This window comes from Vibrio sp. 1288 (assembly GCF_033344475.1).
In genome coordinates, this window is record NZ_JAWPOX010000001.1 from 169,914 (window position 1) to 189,780 (window position 19,867).

Annotated in this window: 18 protein-coding genes and 1 tRNA gene; 12 read left to right on the forward strand and 7 right to left on the reverse strand. The window is 45.2% G+C overall.

The annotated features are described in order from the left end of the window. Positions 1 to 96 precede the first annotated feature (96 nt). The gene (locus R8O11_RS00715) at positions 97 to 1,317 is read left to right on the forward strand and encodes a multifunctional CCA addition/repair protein (protein ID WP_318193833.1); all 1,221 of its coding nucleotides are present in this window, start codon (positions 97 to 99) and stop codon (positions 1,315 to 1,317) included. A gap of 52 nt (positions 1,318 to 1,369) precedes the next feature. Here R8O11_RS00715 and R8O11_RS00720 read toward each other — a convergent pair whose 3' ends face one another. From R8O11_RS00720 to folB, 3 genes are read right to left on the reverse strand one after another with little or no spacing between them, the layout of a single operon-like run. After that, on the reverse strand, positions 1,370 to 2,173 hold the full coding sequence (locus tag R8O11_RS00720; protein WP_017820255.1) for an undecaprenyl-diphosphate phosphatase: 804 nt from the start codon (positions 2,171 to 2,173) through the stop codon (positions 1,370 to 1,372). A gap of 14 nt (positions 2,174 to 2,187) precedes the next feature. Further along, a complete protein-coding gene (folK, locus tag R8O11_RS00725) occupies positions 2,188 to 2,670 on the reverse strand; it encodes a 2-amino-4-hydroxy-6-hydroxymethyldihydropteridine diphosphokinase (RefSeq protein WP_005387457.1) in 483 nt (160 codons plus the stop codon). Then, complete coding sequence (gene folB, locus R8O11_RS00730; RefSeq protein WP_005387458.1) at positions 2,667 to 3,026, reverse strand: bifunctional dihydroneopterin aldolase/7,8-dihydroneopterin epimerase; 360 nt, start codon at positions 3,024 to 3,026, stop codon at positions 2,667 to 2,669. Before folB ends, folK begins: the two co-directional genes overlap by 4 nt. Before the next feature lie 250 nt (positions 3,027 to 3,276). On the opposite strand from folB, the gene plsY reads away from it, so the two are divergent. Beyond that, positions 3,277 to 3,888, forward strand: coding sequence for a glycerol-3-phosphate 1-O-acyltransferase PlsY (gene plsY / locus R8O11_RS00735; protein WP_005379857.1), 612 nt, complete (start codon positions 3,277 to 3,279; stop codon positions 3,886 to 3,888). 34 nt (positions 3,889 to 3,922) lie between these two features. Here the strand turns inward: plsY and R8O11_RS00740 are convergent, their stop codons facing one another. Both R8O11_RS00740 and tsaD read right to left on the reverse strand, forming a co-directional pair. Continuing rightward, the gene (locus R8O11_RS00740; protein ID WP_005379855.1) at positions 3,923 to 4,738 is read right to left on the reverse strand and encodes an alpha/beta fold hydrolase; all 816 of its coding nucleotides are present in this window, start codon (positions 4,736 to 4,738) and stop codon (positions 3,923 to 3,925) included. A 176-nt stretch (positions 4,739 to 4,914) separates the two neighbouring features. Next, the gene (gene tsaD / locus R8O11_RS00745) at positions 4,915 to 5,931 is read right to left on the reverse strand and encodes a tRNA (adenosine(37)-N6)-threonylcarbamoyltransferase complex transferase subunit TsaD (protein WP_005379854.1); all 1,017 of its coding nucleotides are present in this window, start codon (positions 5,929 to 5,931) and stop codon (positions 4,915 to 4,917) included. Between the two features lie 230 nt (positions 5,932 to 6,161). Between tsaD and rpsU the strand changes: the two genes are divergently transcribed. The 6 genes from rpsU to R8O11_RS00775 all read left to right on the forward strand — a co-directional run bounded on the left by rpsU (position 6,162) and on the right by R8O11_RS00775 (position 12,015). Beyond that, entirely contained in the window at positions 6,162 to 6,377 is a 216-nt protein-coding gene (rpsU, locus tag R8O11_RS00750) for a 30S ribosomal protein S21 (RefSeq protein ID WP_001145625.1), read from the forward strand. 27 nt (positions 6,378 to 6,404) lie between these two features. Continuing rightward, on the forward strand, positions 6,405 to 6,848 hold the full coding sequence (locus R8O11_RS00755; protein ID WP_005379720.1) for a GatB/YqeY domain-containing protein: 444 nt from the start codon (positions 6,405 to 6,407) through the stop codon (positions 6,846 to 6,848). Between the two features lie 149 nt (positions 6,849 to 6,997). Then, on the forward strand, positions 6,998 to 8,764 hold the full coding sequence (dnaG, locus tag R8O11_RS00760; protein WP_005379719.1) for a DNA primase: 1,767 nt from the start codon (positions 6,998 to 7,000) through the stop codon (positions 8,762 to 8,764). Positions 8,765 to 8,863: 99 nt separating this feature from the next. After that, positions 8,864 to 10,726: an RNA polymerase sigma factor RpoD gene (gene rpoD, locus R8O11_RS00765; RefSeq protein WP_005395986.1), complete on the forward strand. Its 1,863-nt coding sequence runs from the start codon at positions 8,864 to 8,866 to the stop codon at positions 10,724 to 10,726. Between the two features lie 155 nt (positions 10,727 to 10,881). Next, positions 10,882 to 10,957 (forward strand) — tRNA-Ile (locus R8O11_RS00770). Between the two features lie 254 nt (positions 10,958 to 11,211). Continuing rightward, on the forward strand, positions 11,212 to 12,015 hold the full coding sequence (locus R8O11_RS00775; RefSeq protein ID WP_017633488.1) for a MetQ/NlpA family ABC transporter substrate-binding protein: 804 nt from the start codon (positions 11,212 to 11,214) through the stop codon (positions 12,013 to 12,015). Between the two features lie 95 nt (positions 12,016 to 12,110). On the opposite strand, the gene R8O11_RS00780 is transcribed toward R8O11_RS00775, so the two are convergent. Together R8O11_RS00780 and R8O11_RS00785 are read right to left on the reverse strand one after the other, a co-directional pair. Further along, complete coding sequence (locus R8O11_RS00780) at positions 12,111 to 12,386, reverse strand: hypothetical protein (RefSeq protein WP_005379716.1); 276 nt, start codon at positions 12,384 to 12,386, stop codon at positions 12,111 to 12,113. Between the two features lie 223 nt (positions 12,387 to 12,609). Next, positions 12,610 to 13,329, reverse strand: a complete 720-nt coding sequence (locus tag R8O11_RS00785; protein WP_005379714.1) for an SIMPL domain-containing protein — start codon at positions 13,327 to 13,329, stop codon at positions 12,610 to 12,612. A gap of 233 nt (positions 13,330 to 13,562) precedes the next feature. Here R8O11_RS00785 and R8O11_RS00790 point away from each other — a divergent pair, with 233 nt between their 5' ends. The 4 genes from R8O11_RS00790 to R8O11_RS00805 all read left to right on the forward strand — a co-directional run bounded on the left by R8O11_RS00790 (position 13,563) and on the right by R8O11_RS00805 (position 19,751). Continuing rightward, a complete protein-coding gene (locus R8O11_RS00790; protein ID WP_318193834.1) occupies positions 13,563 to 15,326 on the forward strand; it encodes a lysophospholipid acyltransferase family protein in 1,764 nt (587 codons plus the stop codon). A 595-nt stretch (positions 15,327 to 15,921) separates the two neighbouring features. Next, positions 15,922 to 17,874: a PTS mannitol transporter subunit IICBA gene (locus R8O11_RS00795; protein ID WP_005379710.1), complete on the forward strand. Its 1,953-nt coding sequence runs from the start codon at positions 15,922 to 15,924 to the stop codon at positions 17,872 to 17,874. A gap of 111 nt (positions 17,875 to 17,985) precedes the next feature. Continuing rightward, positions 17,986 to 19,134, forward strand: coding sequence for a mannitol-1-phosphate 5-dehydrogenase (locus tag R8O11_RS00800; protein WP_054728471.1), 1,149 nt, complete (start codon positions 17,986 to 17,988; stop codon positions 19,132 to 19,134). Positions 19,135 to 19,220: 86 nt separating this feature from the next. Then, positions 19,221 to 19,751, forward strand: coding sequence for an MltR family transcriptional regulator (locus R8O11_RS00805; RefSeq protein WP_005379708.1), 531 nt, complete (start codon positions 19,221 to 19,223; stop codon positions 19,749 to 19,751). Positions 19,752 to 19,867: the final 116 nt, after the last annotated feature.

Here is a 19,867-nt window from a genome sequence, read left to right on the forward strand (position 1 = left end):
TGGTATAAACGCTCTTCTTCTATTCTTAGGAGTAAAGAAAAGTACCATTGCTTGCTACAATGTCCAACGGCATATCCATAAATTAAGAGGTAATTCGTGCAAGTTTATTTAGTAGGTGGCGCAGTTCGAGATAAATTGCTCGGAATTGATAGTTATGACAACGACTGGGTGGTCGTAGGCGCGACGCCCGGGATGATGCTGTCCCAAGGATACACCGCCGTTGGTAAAGACTTTCCTGTATTTCTGCATCCCAAAAGTAAAGAAGAATATGCCCTTGCACGAACAGAGAGAAAGTCAGGTTCTGGTTACACTGGTTTTGAATGTTTCTTCGATCAAAACGTCACCTTAGAAGAAGATTTGATACGTCGTGATTTAACCATTAACGCGATGGCAATGGAGAGTGATGGCACGATCCATGACCCATATGGTGGCCAGCAAGATCTCAACGATAAACTGCTACGCCATGTATCAGACGCCTTTATTGAAGACCCTCTACGCGTTTTACGTGTCGCTCGCTTCGCAGCGAAGCTTGCTGATCTAAACTTTACGGTTGCCGACCAAACCATGCGGTTAATGCGTCACATGGCAGAGTCCGGAGAGCTGAGCACACTGACTCCCGAGCGTGTTTGGCAAGAATGGCATAAATCTCTCTCTACTCCTCGCCCTGATATTTTCTTATCGGTTCTACGAGACTGTGGTGCATTAACCGTGGTGTTACCTGAAATTGATGCACTATTTGGCGTACCTCAACCTGAGAAGTGGCATCCAGAAATCGATACTGGCATCCATACTTTGATGGTGGCAGAGCAAGCCGCAAAATTGAGTAACTCACTCCCCGTCAGGTTTGCCGCCCAAGTGCATGACTTGGGTAAGGGCGTGACGCCAGAGAGCGAATGGCCAAGCCACAAAATGCATTGCCATACAGGATTAAAACTGATCAAAAAGCTGTGCGAACGTGTCCGGGTACCAAATGAGTTTCGTGATTTAGCCTTGATGGTGTGCGAACAGCACTCCAATATTCATCGCGCGGCTGAACTTAAACCACAAACCATAATTAAAATACTCAATAAACTTGATGTGTGGCGTAAGTCCGAACGTCTGCAAGATATCTTGCTTTGCTGCCAAGCGGATCACGCTGGTCGTAAAGGACTGGAAACGCAACCATATCCACAGGCGGATATTTTTAGGCAAGCCTACCAAGCAGCAGCGGCAGTTGACGTTCAAGCCATTATCAAAGAGGGCTTTAAAGGCCCTGCGATTCGTGACGAGCAAGAAAAACGACGTATTGAAGCAGTGAAAGCAGCACTTAAGAAGTAACGAACAAACAAAAACGCCCGCGGATTTCGCGTGCGTTTTTCGTTAACATCAATTATGCACTTAATAGAAAAGCGAACAAACCGACGCCCAAAATGAGACGGTAAATCACAAACGGTGTCATGCCCATTCGTGAAATCATCTTCAAGAAGAAGTGGATACAGATGTACGCACTGATAAACGATGTGATAATGCCAGTCATTAAGAAACCAACATGGACAGGTTCACCACTGGTTACTAACTTCATGCCTAAGTAGCTACCAGCTAATGTAATGATTGGGATCGACATTAAAAACGAAAATCGGGCAGCCGCTTCTCGAGTAAAGCCAAGGTAAAGCGCTGCTGTGATGGTCGCCCCTGAACGTGAAGTTCCAGGAATCATCGCTAAGGCTTGAGCAATACCGATAAATACAGCTTTCTTCCAACCCGTTTGGTATTCATCCGCAACGAGTTTAGCGTTTTTGTCTACCCACCATAGCAACAGGCCAAATACGATCGTAGTAGTCGCGATGACGTAAGCGCTACGTAGATACACTTCAATGATGTCTTTCATCAATAAGCCGAACACACAAGCTGGAATCGTCGCAATCACGATCATCCAAGCCAATTTAGCTTCTTTACTGCGATCTCCTTTAAAGATCGAAGCAAATAACGCTTGAAACAAAGTGATTACTTCATGACGAAAATAGATCACGACAGCCATTAATGTACCGACGTGAACAGCAACATCAAAGGCTAGACCTTGGTCTTCCCATCCTAAAATAGCGGAAGGCAGGATCAAATGGGCAGAGCTTGAAATAGGCAAAAACTCTGTCAGCCCCTGAATCAGAGCCAAAATAAAGGCTTCAAAATAACTCATGTAAACAACTCAAATTAAAAATGAAAGGAAACGGGTTTGAGCGAATCGACTGGCTGCATAGCATGCCAAATGTCTGCGACTGTGCGTCCATCGCCTGGGATCACTAATTGCGGTTCGAGATCATACAGCGGCTTTGTGACAAAAGGATATTTGTAGATATCACTGCGAGGTAGCTCAGGTTTTTTCTTGGAGACGCGCTCACCGAACAACACTATATCGAGATCCAGTGTTCGATCTTGATACTTTTGCGCGTTTTCTTCGCGTCCCCACTTAAATTCAATCTCGCGTAGTTGATGACTCAACTCTTCTAATGACAACTCGGTACGCATTGCAACGACAAAGTTGTAGAAATTCTTGCTGCTAAAACCAATAGGTTCGCATTCATATATCGGTGATACGAGGAGATTTTCTCCAAGCCGTTGCAGCTCCTGATACGCAGCAAGCACATGTTGCTCTCTTTCTACGTTCGTCCCAACACCGATATAAGTGGTGATCATGCTCGGCCTCGCTCAATCACCACACCAACAGCACGTGCTTGCGGCACGGCGCCAGGCTTCGCTAGGCGGATTTTCACCCAAGGCACAGAGAAACGCTGCATGATAAGCTCTGCTACTTCTTCAGCCACGCGCTCGACCAATAAGAAACGACCATTTTCAATGTGGTTAAGTACCGCCTCACTCACCTGCGAATAATCCAGTGCATCTTGCACATCATCACTTTTGCCCGCAGGTTTATTATCGTGCGCCATTTCAATATCTAGAACCAACTTTTGTTTGATTTGTTGTTCCCAGTCGTACACGCCAATGGTGGTGATAACTTCTAACTGTTCAATAAAAACTTTATCCAGAGCCATCTTATGTCCTTCTATTACAGAGGTCGGATACCCGTGAGGGGTAATTTGATCGTAGTATTCTATACCTAAGTAACATTTACTTTGGTCATCACAATGTTACTTAGGTATAAACTGCGAAAGCATCTTTATATACAAGAAATCACATAATGCAAGCTCTATCACAGTGAGGATTTCTGCATTATGTAAATTCGGGGTATGATAGCAACTACGCGGGAACCGAGCATTAAATTCCAATCCATCAAGGACTTCTATGGACGCACTGGCACTGATAATGACAATGGCCGCCTATTTATTAGGTTCTGTTTCCAGTGCGGTTTTGATCTGTCGACTCTTAAAACTGCCAGACCCACGCAGTGTGGGATCTAACAATCCTGGAGCAACGAACGTATTGCGTATTGGCGGACGAGGAGCCGCTGTTTCAGTCTTGTTGTGCGATATGCTCAAAGGCACTATCCCCGTGTGGGGCGGATACTTTCTTGGTATCGACCCTATCATTCTTGGCGTCATCGCCATTGCTGCCTGTCTTGGCCACATGTACCCCATCTTTTTCCACTTTAAAGGCGGAAAAGGTGTCGCAACCGCGCTTGGCGCTATCGCTCCGATTGGTTTGGACTTAACAGGATTGGTGATGTTAACTTGGCTGTCAGTAGCCGCGCTATTCCGCTATTCATCCTTAGCGGCTCTCGTCACGGTTTTGGTCACTCCGTTTTATACTTGGATGTTTAAACCGCAATACACGTTACCTGTTGCTATGCTGTGTTGCTTAATCGTATTTAAGCATCATCAAAATATTCGTCGGCTTTTGTCTGGCGACGAGCCAAAAATCGGCGAGAAGAAACTGACACAAAAAAACTCGGCTTAATGCCGAGTTTTTCGTTTAAAGAGGGATGCATTGGTTACGCATGAACTCGATTTAGGAAGTTCAACAACATTTGGTTGACGAACTCCGGCTGTTCTAAACAACTGATGTGTCCCGCTTGCGGAATTTCTACCAACTCACTGCCCGTGATACAGTCTTTCATTAAATACGATTCGAAAACCGGGCGAGGCTTATCTTCACAGCCCACCGCAATTAACGTCGGCAGAGCGAATTTTTCCGAATCTTCAATCACATCACGGCGACCAAACACCATGCGCCCCATGCGAGCTACTTCCACCGCACGCTCACCGTTCAGCTCTTCTAAACTGCGTTTGAATGAAGCGACAAGTTTAGGGTTATCCTGATTGACGTTGTTGGCAAAGAACAGCGGCACAACGGCTTCAATAATTGGCGCAGGCACTGCTTGGACTTGGCTGATGGTATCAAGCATTGCAAAATACTTTTTATACGTAACTTCTGGCTCCCAGCCAATGAAGGTATCCATCAATACCAGTGACTTAACACGTTGCGGCGCTTGAGCCGTTAGCTCAGCTCCCCACATGCCGCCAACAGATAAGCCCACTATCGAGAATTCTTCGATATCTAAATGATCCATCAATGCCAACATATGTTGTGCATAGTCGGCCAATGACTGTGTCGATGCAGGTGCAGCGTCCGATTCACCATGTGCCCAAAGATCTGGCACAATACAACGGAATGACTGGCTTAAAACCTCAACTTGTGGCGCCCACATTTGGCTATCCCAAAGGTAACTATGACCAAATAGAAGCACAGGGCCCTCACCTTTATCTAGATAAGCAAGTTGCTGACCTTCAATTTCAAACTTATTCATTGTTATATCCATTTCTTATTCTTCCACGTCATCCTAGCACTGAAACAATCGCGAACTGATCGCATCAGTCAGAATGTAAAACGAGGCGGTTCATTGAATAATTAAAAATAAAGGCCTCTGAGGAGCAGAGACCTTTATTACAAAGAACCGGTTTCAAACCTACCGCATAAATTTGACTAAGCGACAGGTGTTAGTTGATCAATTGGCCAACGTGGACGAGCCTCTACTGACATATCAGCCACTTCGCCATTCTTCAAGCGCTGCATGCCTGCGTAAGCGATCATCGCACCGTTATCTGTACAGAACTCAGTACGTGGGTAGTAAACTTCGCCGCCAACTTTCTTCGCTAACTTCTCTAACTCAGCTCGCAAACGACGGTTAGCACTCACACCACCAGCAATAACAATGCGTTTCATGCCTGTTTGCTCAAGCGCGCGCTTACATTTAATAGCCAACGTAGCACACACAGCCTCTTCAAATGCCAATGCGATGTCCGCGCGGGTTTGCTCGTCATCACCGTTTGCAGCAATCGTGTTAGCCGTAAAGGTTTTTAGACCAGAGAAACTCATGTCCAAACCTGGCACATTCGTCATTGGGCGCGGGAACTTAAAGCGGCCCGGTGTACCTTTTTCCGCCAGTTTAGATAATAGTGGACCGCCTGGGTAATCCAAACCCATTAGCTTCGCTGTTTTATCAAACGCTTCGCCCGCCGCATCATCAATCGACTCACCTAGAATTTTGTACTCACCGATGCCTCTCACTTCCACCATCATAGAGTGACCGCCCGATACTAATACCGCCACAAACGGGAACGGTGGAGGGTTATCTTCCAACATTGGGGCCAATAGGTGACCTTCCATATGATGAACAGGTACCGCTGGCACTCCCCAAGCATAAGCAATACTGCGACCGATAGTCGCACCCACTAATAGCGCCCCAACAAGACCAGGCCCCGCGGTATACGCGACACCATCGATGTCTTTTGAAGTTAAGTTCGCTTCTTTTAGTGCCTCTTTAATAAGAGGAATGGTTTTCTTTACGTGGTCACGTGAAGCCAACTCAGGCACCACACCGCCGTAATCTGCGTGCAGTTTTACTTGGCTGTATAGCTTGTGTGACAAGAGACCGTTTTCATCGTCATAAATTGCGATGCCAGTCTCGTCACAAGAGGTTTCAATACCAATAATGCGCATGGTTTTCTCAGTATGCTTTCTGTATAGAGGAAATTTGGGCGTCATATTACCTCGCCTTGGTGCTGCAAACAAATTTTGTACAGACAATAATCGACAAAAGGCTTTACAAAGTAGTTGTGATCGGATTAAAATTCCGCACCATTTTTGATCAAGCTGGTAAGAGACCTAACAATTGTGATTTGGTCTGTTGAATACCAGCGTTAACGAATAACCCCTGAGGTGAAAGGCATATGCCAGTAGTTAAAGTACGTGAAAACGAACCGTTCGACGTTGCTCTACGTCGTTTTAAGCGCTCTTGCGAAAAAGCAGGTATCCTTTCTGAAGTGCGTCGTCGTGAGCACTACGAAAAACCAACTACAGTTCGCAAACGCGCTAAAGCAGCAGCTCAAAAGCGTCACGCTAAGAAGCTAGCTCGCGAAAACGCTCGTCGCGTTCGCCTGTACTAATAACTGAGCTCCAAAAGGAATTTAGTTATGGCTCTGATTGATCAACTCAAAGAAGAGCAAAAATTAGCGATGAAAGCCAAGGACAAATTGCGCCTTGGTACTATTCGTTTAGCCCTATCAGCAATCAAGCAACGTGAAGTTGACGAACAGATTACTCTGAACGATGACGACATTCTTGCAGTATTGACCAAGATGGTTAAACAACGTCGCGATTCTGTAGCGCAGTTTGAAGCAGCGGGTCGTCAAGATCTTGCTGATGCGGAACAAGCAGAAATTACCGTTCTTGAGGACTTTATGCCTCAACCACTGACAGACGAAGAAGTAGCGGCTCTCATCGAGAACGCGATTGCTGAATCTGGCGCAGCTGGCATGCAAGACATGGGCAAAGTAATGGGCGTTCTGAAACCGCAAATTCAAGGGCGTGCAGATATGGGTAAAGTAAGCGGTTTAGTTCGCGCTAAATTGGCTTAAGGTACCCCACCCAATTGCAGCAAGCCGTGCTATCCTTTGGAGCGCACGGCTTGTTTGTATCTGGATGGATGGAATGAAATCAATGGGCAATACGCTCATTCTTTTAAGGCATTCACTCCACTCATCATCTTCTTTTTTTGTTAGGTTTTATGGCTGGACACATCCCTCGCAGTTTTATCGATGACCTTCTAGCTCGACTTGATATTGTCGATATCATCGACGCACGTGTGAAACTTAAGAAAAAAGGCAAAAACTACGGCGCATGCTGCCCGTTCCACAACGAAAAGACACCCTCATTCAGTGTCAGTCAAGAAAAGCAGTTCTACCATTGTTTTGGTTGTGGCGCGCATGGAAATGCCATCGATTTTTTGATGGAATTCGACCGACTAGAATTCGTCGAAGCCATTGAAGAACTCGCTTCATACTTGGGTTTAGATGTTCCTCGCGAACAACGTAGCGGCGGTAATGGTTCGTTTCAATCAGGCCCACAAGCAAGCAGCAGTGAAAAACGTAACCTATACGACTTAATGGGCAGCATTGCTCAATTTTATCGTAACCAACTCAAACAGCCAGCAAGTAAGGTGGCGATTGAGTATCTAAAAGATCGCGGCCTGTCTGGTGAAATCGTCCAGAAGTTTGGCATCGGCTATGTGGCTGATGAATGGGATTTAGTTCGTAAGAACTTTGGCCAGAATAAAGAAAACCAAGACATGCTCGTCACTGGCGGCATGTTGATTGAAAACGATAAAGGCAACCGCTACGACCGATTCCGTGGTCGAGTGATGTTTCCTATTCGAGACAGACGCGGTCGAGTAATAGGCTTTGGTGGTCGAGTATTAGGTGATGGGACACCAAAATATCTTAACTCACCCGAAACCCCGATATTTCATAAAGGTAAAGAGTTGTATGGCCTTTATGAAGTACTACAAGCGTACCGTGAGCCACCACAAATTTTAGTGGTTGAAGGCTATATGGATGTTGTCGCGCTTGCTCAATATGGCGTAGATTATTCCGTTGCCTCATTGGGAACCTCGACAACGGGCGATCACTTGCAAGTGTTATTCAGGCAAACAAGCACCGTCGTGTGTTGTTATGACGGTGACCGCGCAGGCCGTGAAGCCGCGTGGCGTGCCATGGAAAATGCATTGCCTTACCTAACGGATGGTCGCCAGTTAAAATTCATGTTTTTGCCGGATGGAGAAGATCCCGACTCTTATATCCGACAAAACGGAAAACAAGCATTTGAGCAGCAAGTGTCTAATGCGATGCCCTTGTCTGAATTCATGTTCAGCTCATTGACTCAGCAGGTCGATATGAGCACGAAAGAAGGCATGGCAAAACTGAGTACTCTTGCGGTTCCTCTCATTGATAAAGTCCCTGGCGGCACTTTAAGACTATACTTGAGAGAATTGCTTGGCCGCCGTTTGGGTTTGGTTGATGAACGCCAACTACAGCAGCTAATTTCAAAACAAGGTAAAGAGGATAAAAGGCCTCAACCTCATAAAGAAATCAAGCGAACGCCGATGCGAGAAGTGATCGCGTTACTGATTCAAAACCCACAATACGTAAGTATGGTGCCAGATCTAACTAGCGTTAGAGATTTGCCCATTCCTGGTCTAAGTTTATTTGTTGATGTACTTGATAAATGCCAAGCGCATCCCCATATCAACACAGGCCAATTATTAGAGCATTGGCGAAACAGCCAAAATGAGACCCTTCTGTCTCGTCTCGCGAGTTGGGACATTCCACTCGATGAGGACAACCAAGAAGAAATCTTTTTAGACTCACTGGATAAAATTATTGCCCAGTGCGTAGAAAAACAAATTGAAAACCTGCAGGCCAAAGCAAGAAGTGTCGGTTTATCAGCCGAAGAGAAAAGGGAGCTGCTAGCACTTATGCTAGATTTAAAAGCGTAACCCTGTTTAATTAGTCAGCAACGATTTAATTTGTTATAGTAAGTGGTTTGCATTTCGCATACTGATTCCTTCACCAGATTACGAAGTTGGATACCGTCTATGGATCACAATCCGCAGTCACAGCTAAAGTCACTTGTTATTAAAGGCAAGGAACAAGGCTATCTGACCTACGCCGAAGTAAATGACCACCTACCTGCTGAAATCGTAGATTCAGAACAGGTAGAAGACATCATTCAGATGATCAACGACATGGGCATTAAGGTAGTAGAAACTGCTCCTGATGCTGATGATTTAGCACTGAACGATGACACAAATATTACCGATGAAGATGCAGCCGAAGCTGCAGCCGCTGCACTTTCTAGCGTAGAGAGTGAGATTGGTCGTACAACAGACCCAGTACGTATGTACATGCGTGAGATGGGTACTGTCGAACTTCTAACTCGCGAAGGCGAAATCGACATCGCAAAACGTATTGAAGAAGGTATTAACCAAGTTCAATCGTCTGTTGCTGAATACCCAGGCACAATTCCGTACATTCTTGAGCAATTTGACAAAGTTCAAGCTGAAGAACTACGTCTTACAGACCTAATTTCAGGTTTTGTAGATCCAGATGCTGACGACACCGCTGCACCAACGGCAACACACATCGGTTCTGAACTGACTGAATCTCAGTTAGAAGAAGAAGACGATGAAGACGTTGATGACGACGAAGATAGCGATGACGATTCAGATGATTCTGAAGAAGATGTAGGTATCGATCCAGAATTAGCGCTAGAGAAATTCAACCAACTACGCAGCACCTATCAAAATCTTCAATTAGCAATCAACGAGTACGGCTATAACAGCCCGAAAGCAACCGTTGCTAATGAAATGATGCTAGACGTATTCCGCGAGTTTCGTCTAACGCCTAAACAGTTTGATCACTTAGTGAATGAACTGCGTACTGCTATGGATCGTGTTCGTACTCAAGAGCGTCTGATCATGAAGTCAGTGGTTGAATACGGCAAAATGCCGAAGAAATCATTCATCGCGCTGTTCACTGGTAATGAATCAAGTGAAGCTTGGCTGGATGAAGTTCTTGCTTCAGACAAGCCATACGCTGAAAAGATCAAACGTAACGAAGAAGAAATCCGTCGTTCAATCGCTAAGCTAAAAATGATTGAAGAAGAGACTTCTCTAAACGTACAGAACATTAAAGACATCAGCCGTCGTATGTCTATCGGTGAAGCAAAAGCTCGCCGTGCGAAGAAAGAGATGGTTGAAGCGAACTTGCGTCTTGTAATTTCTATCGCGAAGAAATACACCAACCGTGGCCTACAGTTCTTGGATCTGATCCAGGAAGGTAACATCGGTCTGATGAAAGCGGTAGATAAGTTCGAATATCGTCGTGGTTACAAGTTCTCGACTTACGCAACGTGGTGGATCCGTCAGGCAATCACTCGTTCAATCGCGGACCAAGCACGTACGATTCGTATTCCGGTACACATGATCGAAACGATCAACAAGCTAAACCGTATCTCTCGTCAAATGTTGCAAGAGATGGGTCGCGAGCCACTACCGGAAGAACTGGCAGAGCGCATGCAAATGCCAGAAGACAAGATTCGTAAAGTTCTAAAAATCGCTAAAGAGCCTATCTCAATGGAGACACCAATCGGTGACGACGAAGATTCGCATCTAGGTGATTTTATCGAAGATACAACGCTAGAACTTCCGCTAGATTCTGCAACAGCAACTAGCCTTAAAGTGGCAACAAAAGACGTGCTTGCAGGTCTAACACCACGTGAAGCGAAAGTACTTCGTATGCGCTTTGGTATTGACATGAACACTGACCATACTCTAGAAGAAGTTGGTAAGCAGTTCGACGTTACTCGTGAGCGTATCCGTCAGATCGAAGCAAAAGCACTACGTAAACTTCGTCACCCAAGCCGCTCAGAGACTCTGCGCAGCTTCCTAGACGAATAATCGCAGCGCATACAAGCTTTTAGAAATCAAAAAAGGTGACTTTAGGTCACCTTTTTTATTATCTACTGTTCTAAGTGGATAAAAACTAAGCGCAATTGCCCTAGTTGGTATCTAGACACCTTGCAACGCTTCCCCTATAATCGTTGTCCTATTAAGGCCCCTTAGCTCAGTGGTTAGAGCAGTCGACTCATAATCGATTGGTCCGCAGTTCAAGTCTGCGAGGGGCCACCATATTCCGAAAGGCGTAGCAGGTTAATACCTACTACGCTTTTTTTGTATCTTATATCTTTGGGTACAGTTTCGGTTGCGGTAACTCGTCACTAACCTCGTAATAGCTTTTCCTCTTCCCCTCTTCTTTAACTATTATCTGGCTCTCTATACGAGCAATAGAAACAAAATGTCTGCTCGTGATTTAAACCATTGACCCTCAGACAACTTCTGATAGTATGGACGTATAGACGTCTAAAACAAAAAATGGAGCTACAATGAAAAGTATTGGTCACTTAAAGAAACTAGCTTTGATTCTCACGGCAGTAGTCGGCTTAAGCGCTTGTGGAGAAAAAGATGACTCTGTCATTAAAGTGGGCGCGACAGTTGGACCACATGCACAAGTAGTCGAGGCGGTAGCGAAGGAGGCAGCAAAGCAAGGTTTGAATGTCGAAGTCATTGAGTTTTCTGACTACGTGACACCTAATGCCGCCCTTAGCGACGGTAGCATCGATATTAACAGCTATCAGCACCAGCCATTTTTAGACAACTTCAACAGTAGCCATAACGCCCAATTAGTATCAATTGGTCAGTCCATTCTTATGCGTATGGGGCTTTATTCCAATAAGTATCGCTCACTGCAAGAGCTTCCAAACAATGCACGTATAGCGCTTCCAAATGACCCTACCAACGGTGGTCGTGGTCTGTTGCTACTCGCCGATGCAGGTTTAATTGAGCTGAAACAGGGTGTTGGCCATAAAGCCGCCCTAACTGATATCACAAAAAACGCAAAATCATTTGAATTTGTCGAGGTAGATGCCGCTCAGCTACCAAGAACATTAGATGATGTGGACGCGGCTGCGATTACAATGAACTACGTAATGTCTTCTGGTTTAGATCCGAAGAAACAAAGTATCTATCTTGAAGCAAAAGACGCCCCATTAGCAGTCATGGTCATCGCCACTCGTGACGCAGACAAAAATAATGAAGCGTATAAAAAGTTCGTTTCTATTTATCAATCTCAAGCGATTCGTGATTATCTCGATCGCACTTTCAAAGGCACAATCGAAGCAGCTTTTTAATCAATAAAGCAGCGAATATTTTACCCCACGAATCAGATAGAGAAGAGGCTAATGTTTTCTCATAGCCTCTTCTTTTCATTACTCACTAAATCGACTCATTGTCGACTTTCAGCCTCTAACTTCATTGCCAAATAAGCTTGGTCAGCAGAAACCAATTCAGGACGGTTAATCAACTTCCAGAGGAAGTATGGTGGGATTAAAAATACGATGAAGTAGAGAGATTCATGGAAAAAAACATCGGCTATCGTTTGCTGATGCTCCCAAAGTGCCGTCAGTGCGAAGAGCTCTAACATCACGCCTAATACGCCAAAGACGACAGAGACAACAATCGCTAAACCCAGTAGTTCTCTAACAAAGTGCTTGTATGCCATGATACTAATTCCTTCTAGCAATAAGTCATACTAACTTACGCTCATAAGAAACAAGTGAGCTTGATTATTATCAAACTCACCTCATCACTGTTAAGAACTTAGTTTTATAAAAAAGTACTTGTATATAGCGTCATCGAAGACTGATTTCCCTATCACAGAGCATAGATACCTCTACAAATAGAAGGTGATGGAACGACCAACTATTGACTATATGAGCGCAACTTTAATCAGATAAGTAATATTGAACCGTCGATACCACTCGTACTTTCTTAATGTAAGGCGTGTTGCTGTCTCGGTCATAAATCGAGAACTGCCCTTGAGTTGCACGTTTGATCTTACCCAGTGAACTCTGTGAGTCTTTCGCAAATTTCTCAGCCACTTCACGCGCATTCTTAGTCGCTTCTTCGATCATGTCTGGCTTCACATCATTCAGCTTAGTAAAGCTGTACTCAACACGATTTGCATAAGGATCTTGGTTAAGCAAAACGCCTTGTTTTCCTAGCTCACCTATTTCATTGATTGCCGCTCGAACAACATCAACACTCTGGCTGTAAACCGTAACGGTTCGCGAGGCCAAATAACGATACTCAATGTCTTGCTCGCTCCCATATTGCTGTGCTTTTCTGTCAATGACCGCTGGGGAAGAAAGGGAAACGCTGGTTTCAGGAAGCCCTTTGGCACTTAGAAAGTCCAAAATCAAACGGGTTTGCTGGTCAATTTCATCAAACATGGCTCCCATATCATTACTCGCTAGAGTAAATTGAATCGGCCAAATCACCGTATCAGCAGGATACTCACGCTCCGACAAACCTTTTACTGTCACGACTCTTTCATAGGCTCGGTATTTCACCGCCGTCTGCTGCATAAAATAGCCAAGGATGCCAAGACCAAGTATCAAACTTAGCCCAATCCAAAGTGCTGCTTTATTGGAAACTCGTTCCATTATTTCCCCCTGATAAATATCAACTTAGCTTAATCTTTGTTCTAGATAAGATAGCCTATCTATTGTTTTAAGAGGGAGACATAACGCGAGTTTTGATTCATAGCACAGTGATATACCGTTTTCTTTATTCAATAAAGCTTCATTGGTTTGTCACCAAAGGCTCATGCTTTTGCCTCTTAACTGTCATCTGTAATTTCTACTATCCAATCAGCAACTTGTACGCTGAGGTAAATATGGATAGTTCAACCCCTTTTCGTCTCCCTCGTAAAACGCCGTTTGGCATTGGTGAAAACGTTGCTGAATGGGCAACCGGTTTAAACCAGCTTGATAAGTTCTACGCTCAACGCCCCGTTAATGCCGATACCAAAACTTTTCTCCGCTTCACGTTGGATATTTTAGGTATCGATTATCGCATTGCTCATGGTTCACTCGACTCAGTACCTAAACAAGGTGCTACCGTCATTGTGGCGAATCATCCGCTTGGTTGTGTGGAAGGCGTGATCTTGGCTGAACTGCTGTTGATGGTCAGAGGCGATATCCAAATCCTAGCCAATCAATACCTGAAAACCGTGCCGGAGTTAGATCAGCTCTTCATTGGTGTCGATGTGTTTGAAGGCAAAGACGCCGTCAAATCGAATATGAAGGCCCTCAGAGCGGCTAATAAACACCTAGCAAGTGGCGGCTTATTGCTTGTCTTTCCTGCCGGTGAAGTGTCCCAGTTAGTCGATGCCAAACAACAACGCTTGGAAGACAAAGCGTGGAGTCGAAGCGTAAGTAGCCTAATTCGCAAAAACAAAGCCACGACAGTTCCAGTATTCATCAGTGGCCAGAACTCGAAACGCTTCTATATGGCAGGGAAAATCCATCCACTTTTGCGCACCCTACTGCTTGGGCGAGAACTGCTGAACAAACAGGCGCAAACCATCAACTTATCCTTTGGCCAAGCGATAAAATTTAAAGAGCTGAACACACTTAGCGATGATCAAGTGGTGAACTATTTGCGGCTCAACACTTACTTACTCAATCGTGAAATCCAATCGGTGAAGCCCTCTTCCTCATCAGAACGGCTCTCACCAATAGCGGCAGGGTTACCCGTAGGCGAATTGCTTGAAGAACTGAACAACTTACCAAAAGAGTCCAAGCTGCTAACAAGTGGTGAGTTCGATGTTTACTGCACGGAGTCGCAGAATATCCCTTCCCTGCTGCATGAAATTGGTCGTCTACGTGAGCTCAATTTTCGACAGGTTGGCGAAGGGACAGGACTAGCAATAGACATTGACCATTTCGATCATGATTACCTGCATCTGTTTGTGTGGGACAGAGAGAACCAATGCTTGGTGGGCGCGTATCGTTTAGGTCTGGTTGATCAACTGATTGAAAAGCGGGGTGTAGCAGGTCTGTATTCACGAACGTTGTTTAACTATGACCAACGCTTTATCGACCAAATGGGTAAATCCATCGAAATGGGGCGCTCAGTGATTGCGCAGCAATATCAAAAGAGCATGAGCGCGCTGCTGCTGCTGTGGAAAGGCATCGCAACCTTCGTGCATCAAAACCCAGATTACACTCACCTATTTGGTCCGGTAAGCATTAGCAACGACTATAGCGATACTGCACGCCAACTGCTTGCCCAATCAATGACACTGCATCACTACGACAACAACTGCGCAGAGTACGTCACGCCTTCTAACCCACTTCCTGAGCACCATCGTGACTGGAACACCAGCATGCTTACTGCTCTGGGTGATTTACAGCTATTGTCACGTGTCATTGCCAGAATCGATGAAGGGAAAGGAGTGCCCGTTTTGCTGCGTCAGTACTTAAGCCTCAATGGCAAGCTGGTATGCTTCAACGTCGACCCTGCATTCAATAACGCTCTAGATGGATTGATTATGGTGGATTTGCGCGATGTTCAAGAAAAGACGTTGGCAAGGTATATGGGACGCGAGCAAGCTCATGACTACCTCGTCTATCATACTAATAGCAACGATGATTAAGAACAGTGATTAAGTAGAGAGTTGGGAATCACAAGAAGAACCGTGTGGCGACTCTCTTTATTTACCCTTTCATCAACTAATTAGGCGTGCTCCGTGAAGTGCGCCGAAAAGACTCTTATAGATACAATCTATCGAAAGATCTAGATAGCATTTATCTCACCAATTCCGTCACAAACTTTCACAAAAAACAAAAACAGATCCAGGTCACACTTTAAATCCACCACAACTCAACACAAAACGTGACATTGATCATTACAAGTATTTAATTCGAATTTCAAAAAAAATCAAAAGTGATCAAAGTCACAAAGTATTTTGATTTTAAATTTGTCAGAAGATCGGATTGATCACTAAGATTTTTATTGACAGATTTAAAAGTGGCTTTTTGTTATTAAGTTACAAGTTAATAAGTTGAACTTGGTCACTTAAAAACCTTTTCTCAGCCTAAGAAATGCGGGCGTAGATCACGAAAAACCCGTTGTCAGTTCCAATTGGAAAATGTGTGGTAAATTGATTGGGTACTAAGCAATCAAACAAACGGTTTTGGCGAACCGTTTACTACAACAAGATTCATCAGAACATCGAACGGGGAATTGTTATGATATCACCAGATGCCAAGATCAAGATACAAAATTTTGGTCGTTTTCTGTCAAACATGGTAATGCCAAACATCGGCGCGTTTATCGCGTGGGGCTTTATCACTGCTCTATTTATCCCAACTGGATGGCTACCAAACGAAACGTTAGCCTCTATGGTTGGCCCAATGATTACCTACTTGCTGCCACTACTTATCGGTTACACCGGTGGTAAATTAGTTGGTGGCGATCGTGGTGCGGTAGTCGGTGCAATCACAACAATGGGTGTGATTGTCGGCACAGACATCCCAATGTTTATGGGGGCAATGATGGTCGGCCCAATGGGCGGCTGGGCTATCAAGAAATTCGATAACTACATCGATGGTAAAGTAAAAAGTGGCTTCGAGATGTTGGTTAACAACTTCTCTGCGGGCATCATCGGCATGCTATGTGCGATCCTTGCCTTCATCTTTATCGGTCCATTCGTAAAAATTCTTTCTGGTGGCTTGGCGGCTGGCGTTAACTTCCTAGTTTCTGCTCACCTACTACCACTGACTTCAATCTTCGTTGAACCTGCGAAGATCCTATTCCTAAACAATGCGATCAACCACGGTATTTTCTCTCCACTGGGTATCCAACAAGCGTCTGAAACAGGTCAGTCGATCTTCTTCCTAATCGAAGCAAACCCAGGTCCTGGTCTAGGTATCCTGCTAGCTTACATGGTGTTTGGTAAAGGTACGGCTCGTCAAACGGCAGGTGGTGCATCAATCATCCACTTCTTCGGCGGTATCCACGAGATTTACTTCCCATACATCCTAATGAACCCTCGCCTAATCCTTGCGGCTATCGCAGGTGGTATGACTGGCGTATTCGTTCTAACTATCTTTAACGCAGGTATTGTTTCTCCAGCATCACCAGGTTCAATCTTTGCAATCTTGTTGATGACTCAGAAAGGCTCAATCGTTGGTGTTCTAGCGTCTATCGCAGCAGCAACAGGTGTGTCATTCGCGGTAGCAGCACTGCTAATGAAGACGCAAACGTCAACAGAAGAAGACGGTGATGAAGCAGCACTAGAAAAAGCAACATCACAAATGAAAGACATGAAATCTGCATCTAAAAACGATGCGGTGGTAAACAGCCAAAGCAAAGGTGACGTAGACCTAGCGACAGTACAAAGCATCATTGTCGCTTGTGATGCGGGCATGGGCTCGAGTGCAATGGGCGCGAGCATGCTACGCAAAAAGGTTCAAGACGCAGGTCTGAACATCCACGTAACCAACCTTGCCATTAACAGCTTACCAGAGAGTGCAGATATCGTGATTACTCATAAAGACTTAACGGATCGTGCACGTAAGCATGCTCCAAACGCACACCACATTTCATTGACTAACTTCCTAGACAGCGAGATGTACAACCAGCTAGTCACCAAACTACTAGCAGCGCAAAACCAATCCGCAGCCAATGACGACCAAATGGTAAAAGTGTCGCTCGTGGCTGCAAACGACGACAACTTCGAGCCACAGCAAACGTCGGTGTTCCAAATCCAGCGTGAAAACATTCACCTAGGTTTGAAAGCTGCCAACAAAGAAGAAGCGATTCGCTTCGCGGGCAACAAGTTGGTCGAACTTGGCTACGCAGAACCAGAATACGTAGACGCGATGTTTGAGCGTGAAGCATTGGTTCCAACTTACCTAGGCGAATCTATCGCAGTGCCTCACGGCACGGTAGAAGCGAAAGACCGCGTGAAGAAAACCGGCATTGTAATCTGCCAATACCCATCGGGTATCCAATTTACTGAAGACGACGATGATGTAGCGAAACTGGTTATCGGCATTGCCGCTAAGAACGATGAGCACATCCAGGTGATTACCACCATTACGAACGCGCTCGATGAGCCGGAGGCAATTGAGAAGCTAACCAGCACCAACGATGTGGAAGAGATTCTGAACATCCTTGGCGGTCAACAAGCGGCTTAATTACCCCTTTAATTTGCTCCTGAGGCAAATGAGGTCAGCTGTCACCCCCTATGCGGTTGGCCTCCCCCTAGTTTCGTAAGTCAACATTTTAGACATTGGTAGGTAAGAATTATGAAAAACGCAGTTCATTTTGGCGCAGGTAACATTGGTCGTGGCTTCATTGGAAAACTCTTAGCAGATGCAGAAGTCGAGGTCACATTTGCAGACGTTGACGCTCCACTCGTCGACCAACTGAGTCACAAGCAAGAATACAAAGTAAAAGTGGTCGGTACTGAGTGCCAAATCGACACAGTAACTCACGTCACCGCGGTTAACTCAGCCAGTGAAGATGTCATCGACCGCATTGTAAAAACCGACTTGGTAACAACAGCGGTTGGCCCTAACGTACTGGACATCATTGCAAAAACCATCGCTACCGGCATTGCTAAACGCTTTGCAGCAGGTAACGATAAACCATTGAACATCATCGCGTGCGAAAACATGGTTCGTGGCACGACTCACCTAAAAGGTGAAGTGTACAAACACTTGGATGAATCATTGCACGCAAAAGCAGACGAGTTGGTTGGCTTTGTCGATTCAGCGGTAGACCGCATCGTGCCACCAGCAGAAGCGGCGAACGATGACCCACTAGAAGTGACGGTAGAGAGCTTTAGCGAATGGATTGTGGATGAGCAGCAATTCAAGGGCGAAATCCCTGACATCGCAGGCATGGAAAAAACCAACAACCTAATGGCGTTTGTAGAGCGTAAGCTGTTCACTCTCAATACAGGTCACTGCATTACCGCTTACCTAGGTTGCTTAAAAGGCCATCGCACTATTCGTGAAGCGATCGAAGACCCAAGTATTCATTCTGAAGTAAAACAGGCGATGCAAGAGAGTGGTGAAGTGCTGATCAAACGTTACGGCTTCGACCGTGACATGCACAACGCCTACATCGAGAAGATTCTGGGACGCTTTGCCAACCCATTCTTAGTGGATGAGGTTGATCGCGTAGGTCGTCAACCAATTCGTAAATTAGGTGCAAACGATAGATTAGTGAAGCCTTTACTCGGTACAATTGAGTATGGCACTGAAAATAAAACACTTTTGAAAGGCATTGCCGCTGCGTTGAAGTACACTAACGACACTGACCCACAAGCCGTAGAGCTACAAAACTCATTAAAAGAAGTGGGTGTGAAGAAGACGCTAGCGACATACACAGGTCTTGCAGAAGACAGTGATGAAGTGACTCAAATCGAGACACTTTACAACCAACTTTGATTTACCTAGGGGAGCTCGGCTCCCCTTCTATGTCCTTCTCTGCTTGAAGAGTTGGGATAGCTAATAATTAGAAATGTATTCAGTATATGGCAGATAACATCAACGAAACCGAGATCATTGAGCGATTAAACAGCGCACCATCGGTACGAGGCTTTTTCATTGCAGCAGTCGACGTTTTTAACGATTCGATCGACGGGTTGGTGCAAAGAATCTTTCGTAAAGATAACTTCGCTGTTCAATCGGTTGTCGGTCCGCTGCTACAAGACTCTGGACCGCTGGGCGATCTGTCTGTTCGTTTGAAGTTATTGTTTGGCTTGGGAGTGCTCCCCGATGACATTTACCACGACATCGAAGACATCATCAAACTCAAAAACCAACTCAATAGTGACGCTTCAGATTACGAATTCACTGACCCGAATATTCTAGAACCAATTAAGAAACTGCACTTGGTGAAGAAAATGGGCATGGTGCAACTGGAAGTCAGCGAACCAGATGACGACATCGACCTTGAGTTTTATCAGCTACAACTGCAACGTCAACAACAAATCATTAAGTCAGGGCTCTCACTTGCCATTGTCGAGATTTGCAATGAGCTCGGCAAAGACAGCCCTTTTTAATCGAAAAACTGGCAAGGAAGCCTCCTCAACTCGCCCCTCTTTTTGCACATTCTTCTATACAACGTGCGTGAAAGCCATCACAGTCCATATTCCGATGTCTCTGTAACATCAGACCA

What these genes read in the sequence shown, in the direction of transcription:
- rpoD (WP_005395986.1), top strand. Translation starts at nt 8,864, where the DNA reads ATGGATCACAATCCGCAGTCACAGCTAAAGTCACTTGTTATTAAAGGC.
- R8O11_RS00785 (WP_005379714.1), bottom strand. Translation starts at nt 13,329, where the DNA reads ATGGAACGAGTTTCCAATAAAGCAGCACTTTGGATTGGGCTAAGTTTG.
- R8O11_RS00720 (WP_017820255.1), bottom strand. Translation starts at nt 2,173, where the DNA reads ATGAGTTATTTTGAAGCCTTTATTTTGGCTCTGATTCAGGGGCTGACA.
- R8O11_RS00775 (WP_017633488.1), top strand. Translation starts at nt 11,212, where the DNA reads ATGAAAAGTATTGGTCACTTAAAGAAACTAGCTTTGATTCTCACGGCA.
- tsaD (WP_005379854.1), bottom strand. Translation starts at nt 5,931, where the DNA reads ATGCGCATTATTGGTATTGAAACCTCTTGTGACGAGACTGGCATCGCA.
- R8O11_RS00790 (WP_318193834.1), top strand. Translation starts at nt 13,563, where the DNA reads ATGGATAGTTCAACCCCTTTTCGTCTCCCTCGTAAAACGCCGTTTGGC.
- R8O11_RS00805 (WP_005379708.1), top strand. Translation starts at nt 19,221, where the DNA reads ATGGCAGATAACATCAACGAAACCGAGATCATTGAGCGATTAAACAGC.
- R8O11_RS00780 (WP_005379716.1), bottom strand. Translation starts at nt 12,386, where the DNA reads ATGGCATACAAGCACTTTGTTAGAGAACTACTGGGTTTAGCGATTGTT.
- plsY (WP_005379857.1), top strand. Translation starts at nt 3,277, where the DNA reads ATGGACGCACTGGCACTGATAATGACAATGGCCGCCTATTTATTAGGT.
- R8O11_RS00755 (WP_005379720.1), top strand. Translation starts at nt 6,405, where the DNA reads ATGGCTCTGATTGATCAACTCAAAGAAGAGCAAAAATTAGCGATGAAA.
- R8O11_RS00740 (WP_005379855.1), bottom strand. Translation starts at nt 4,738, where the DNA reads ATGAATAAGTTTGAAATTGAAGGTCAGCAACTTGCTTATCTAGATAAA.
- dnaG (WP_005379719.1), top strand. Translation starts at nt 6,998, where the DNA reads ATGGCTGGACACATCCCTCGCAGTTTTATCGATGACCTTCTAGCTCGA.
- folK (WP_005387457.1), bottom strand. Translation starts at nt 2,670, where the DNA reads ATGATCACCACTTATATCGGTGTTGGGACGAACGTAGAAAGAGAGCAA.
- rpsU (WP_001145625.1), top strand. Translation starts at nt 6,162, where the DNA reads ATGCCAGTAGTTAAAGTACGTGAAAACGAACCGTTCGACGTTGCTCTA.
- R8O11_RS00795 (WP_005379710.1), top strand. Translation starts at nt 15,922, where the DNA reads ATGATATCACCAGATGCCAAGATCAAGATACAAAATTTTGGTCGTTTT.
- folB (WP_005387458.1), bottom strand. Translation starts at nt 3,026, where the DNA reads ATGGCTCTGGATAAAGTTTTTATTGAACAGTTAGAAGTTATCACCACC.
- R8O11_RS00800 (WP_054728471.1), top strand. Translation starts at nt 17,986, where the DNA reads ATGAAAAACGCAGTTCATTTTGGCGCAGGTAACATTGGTCGTGGCTTC.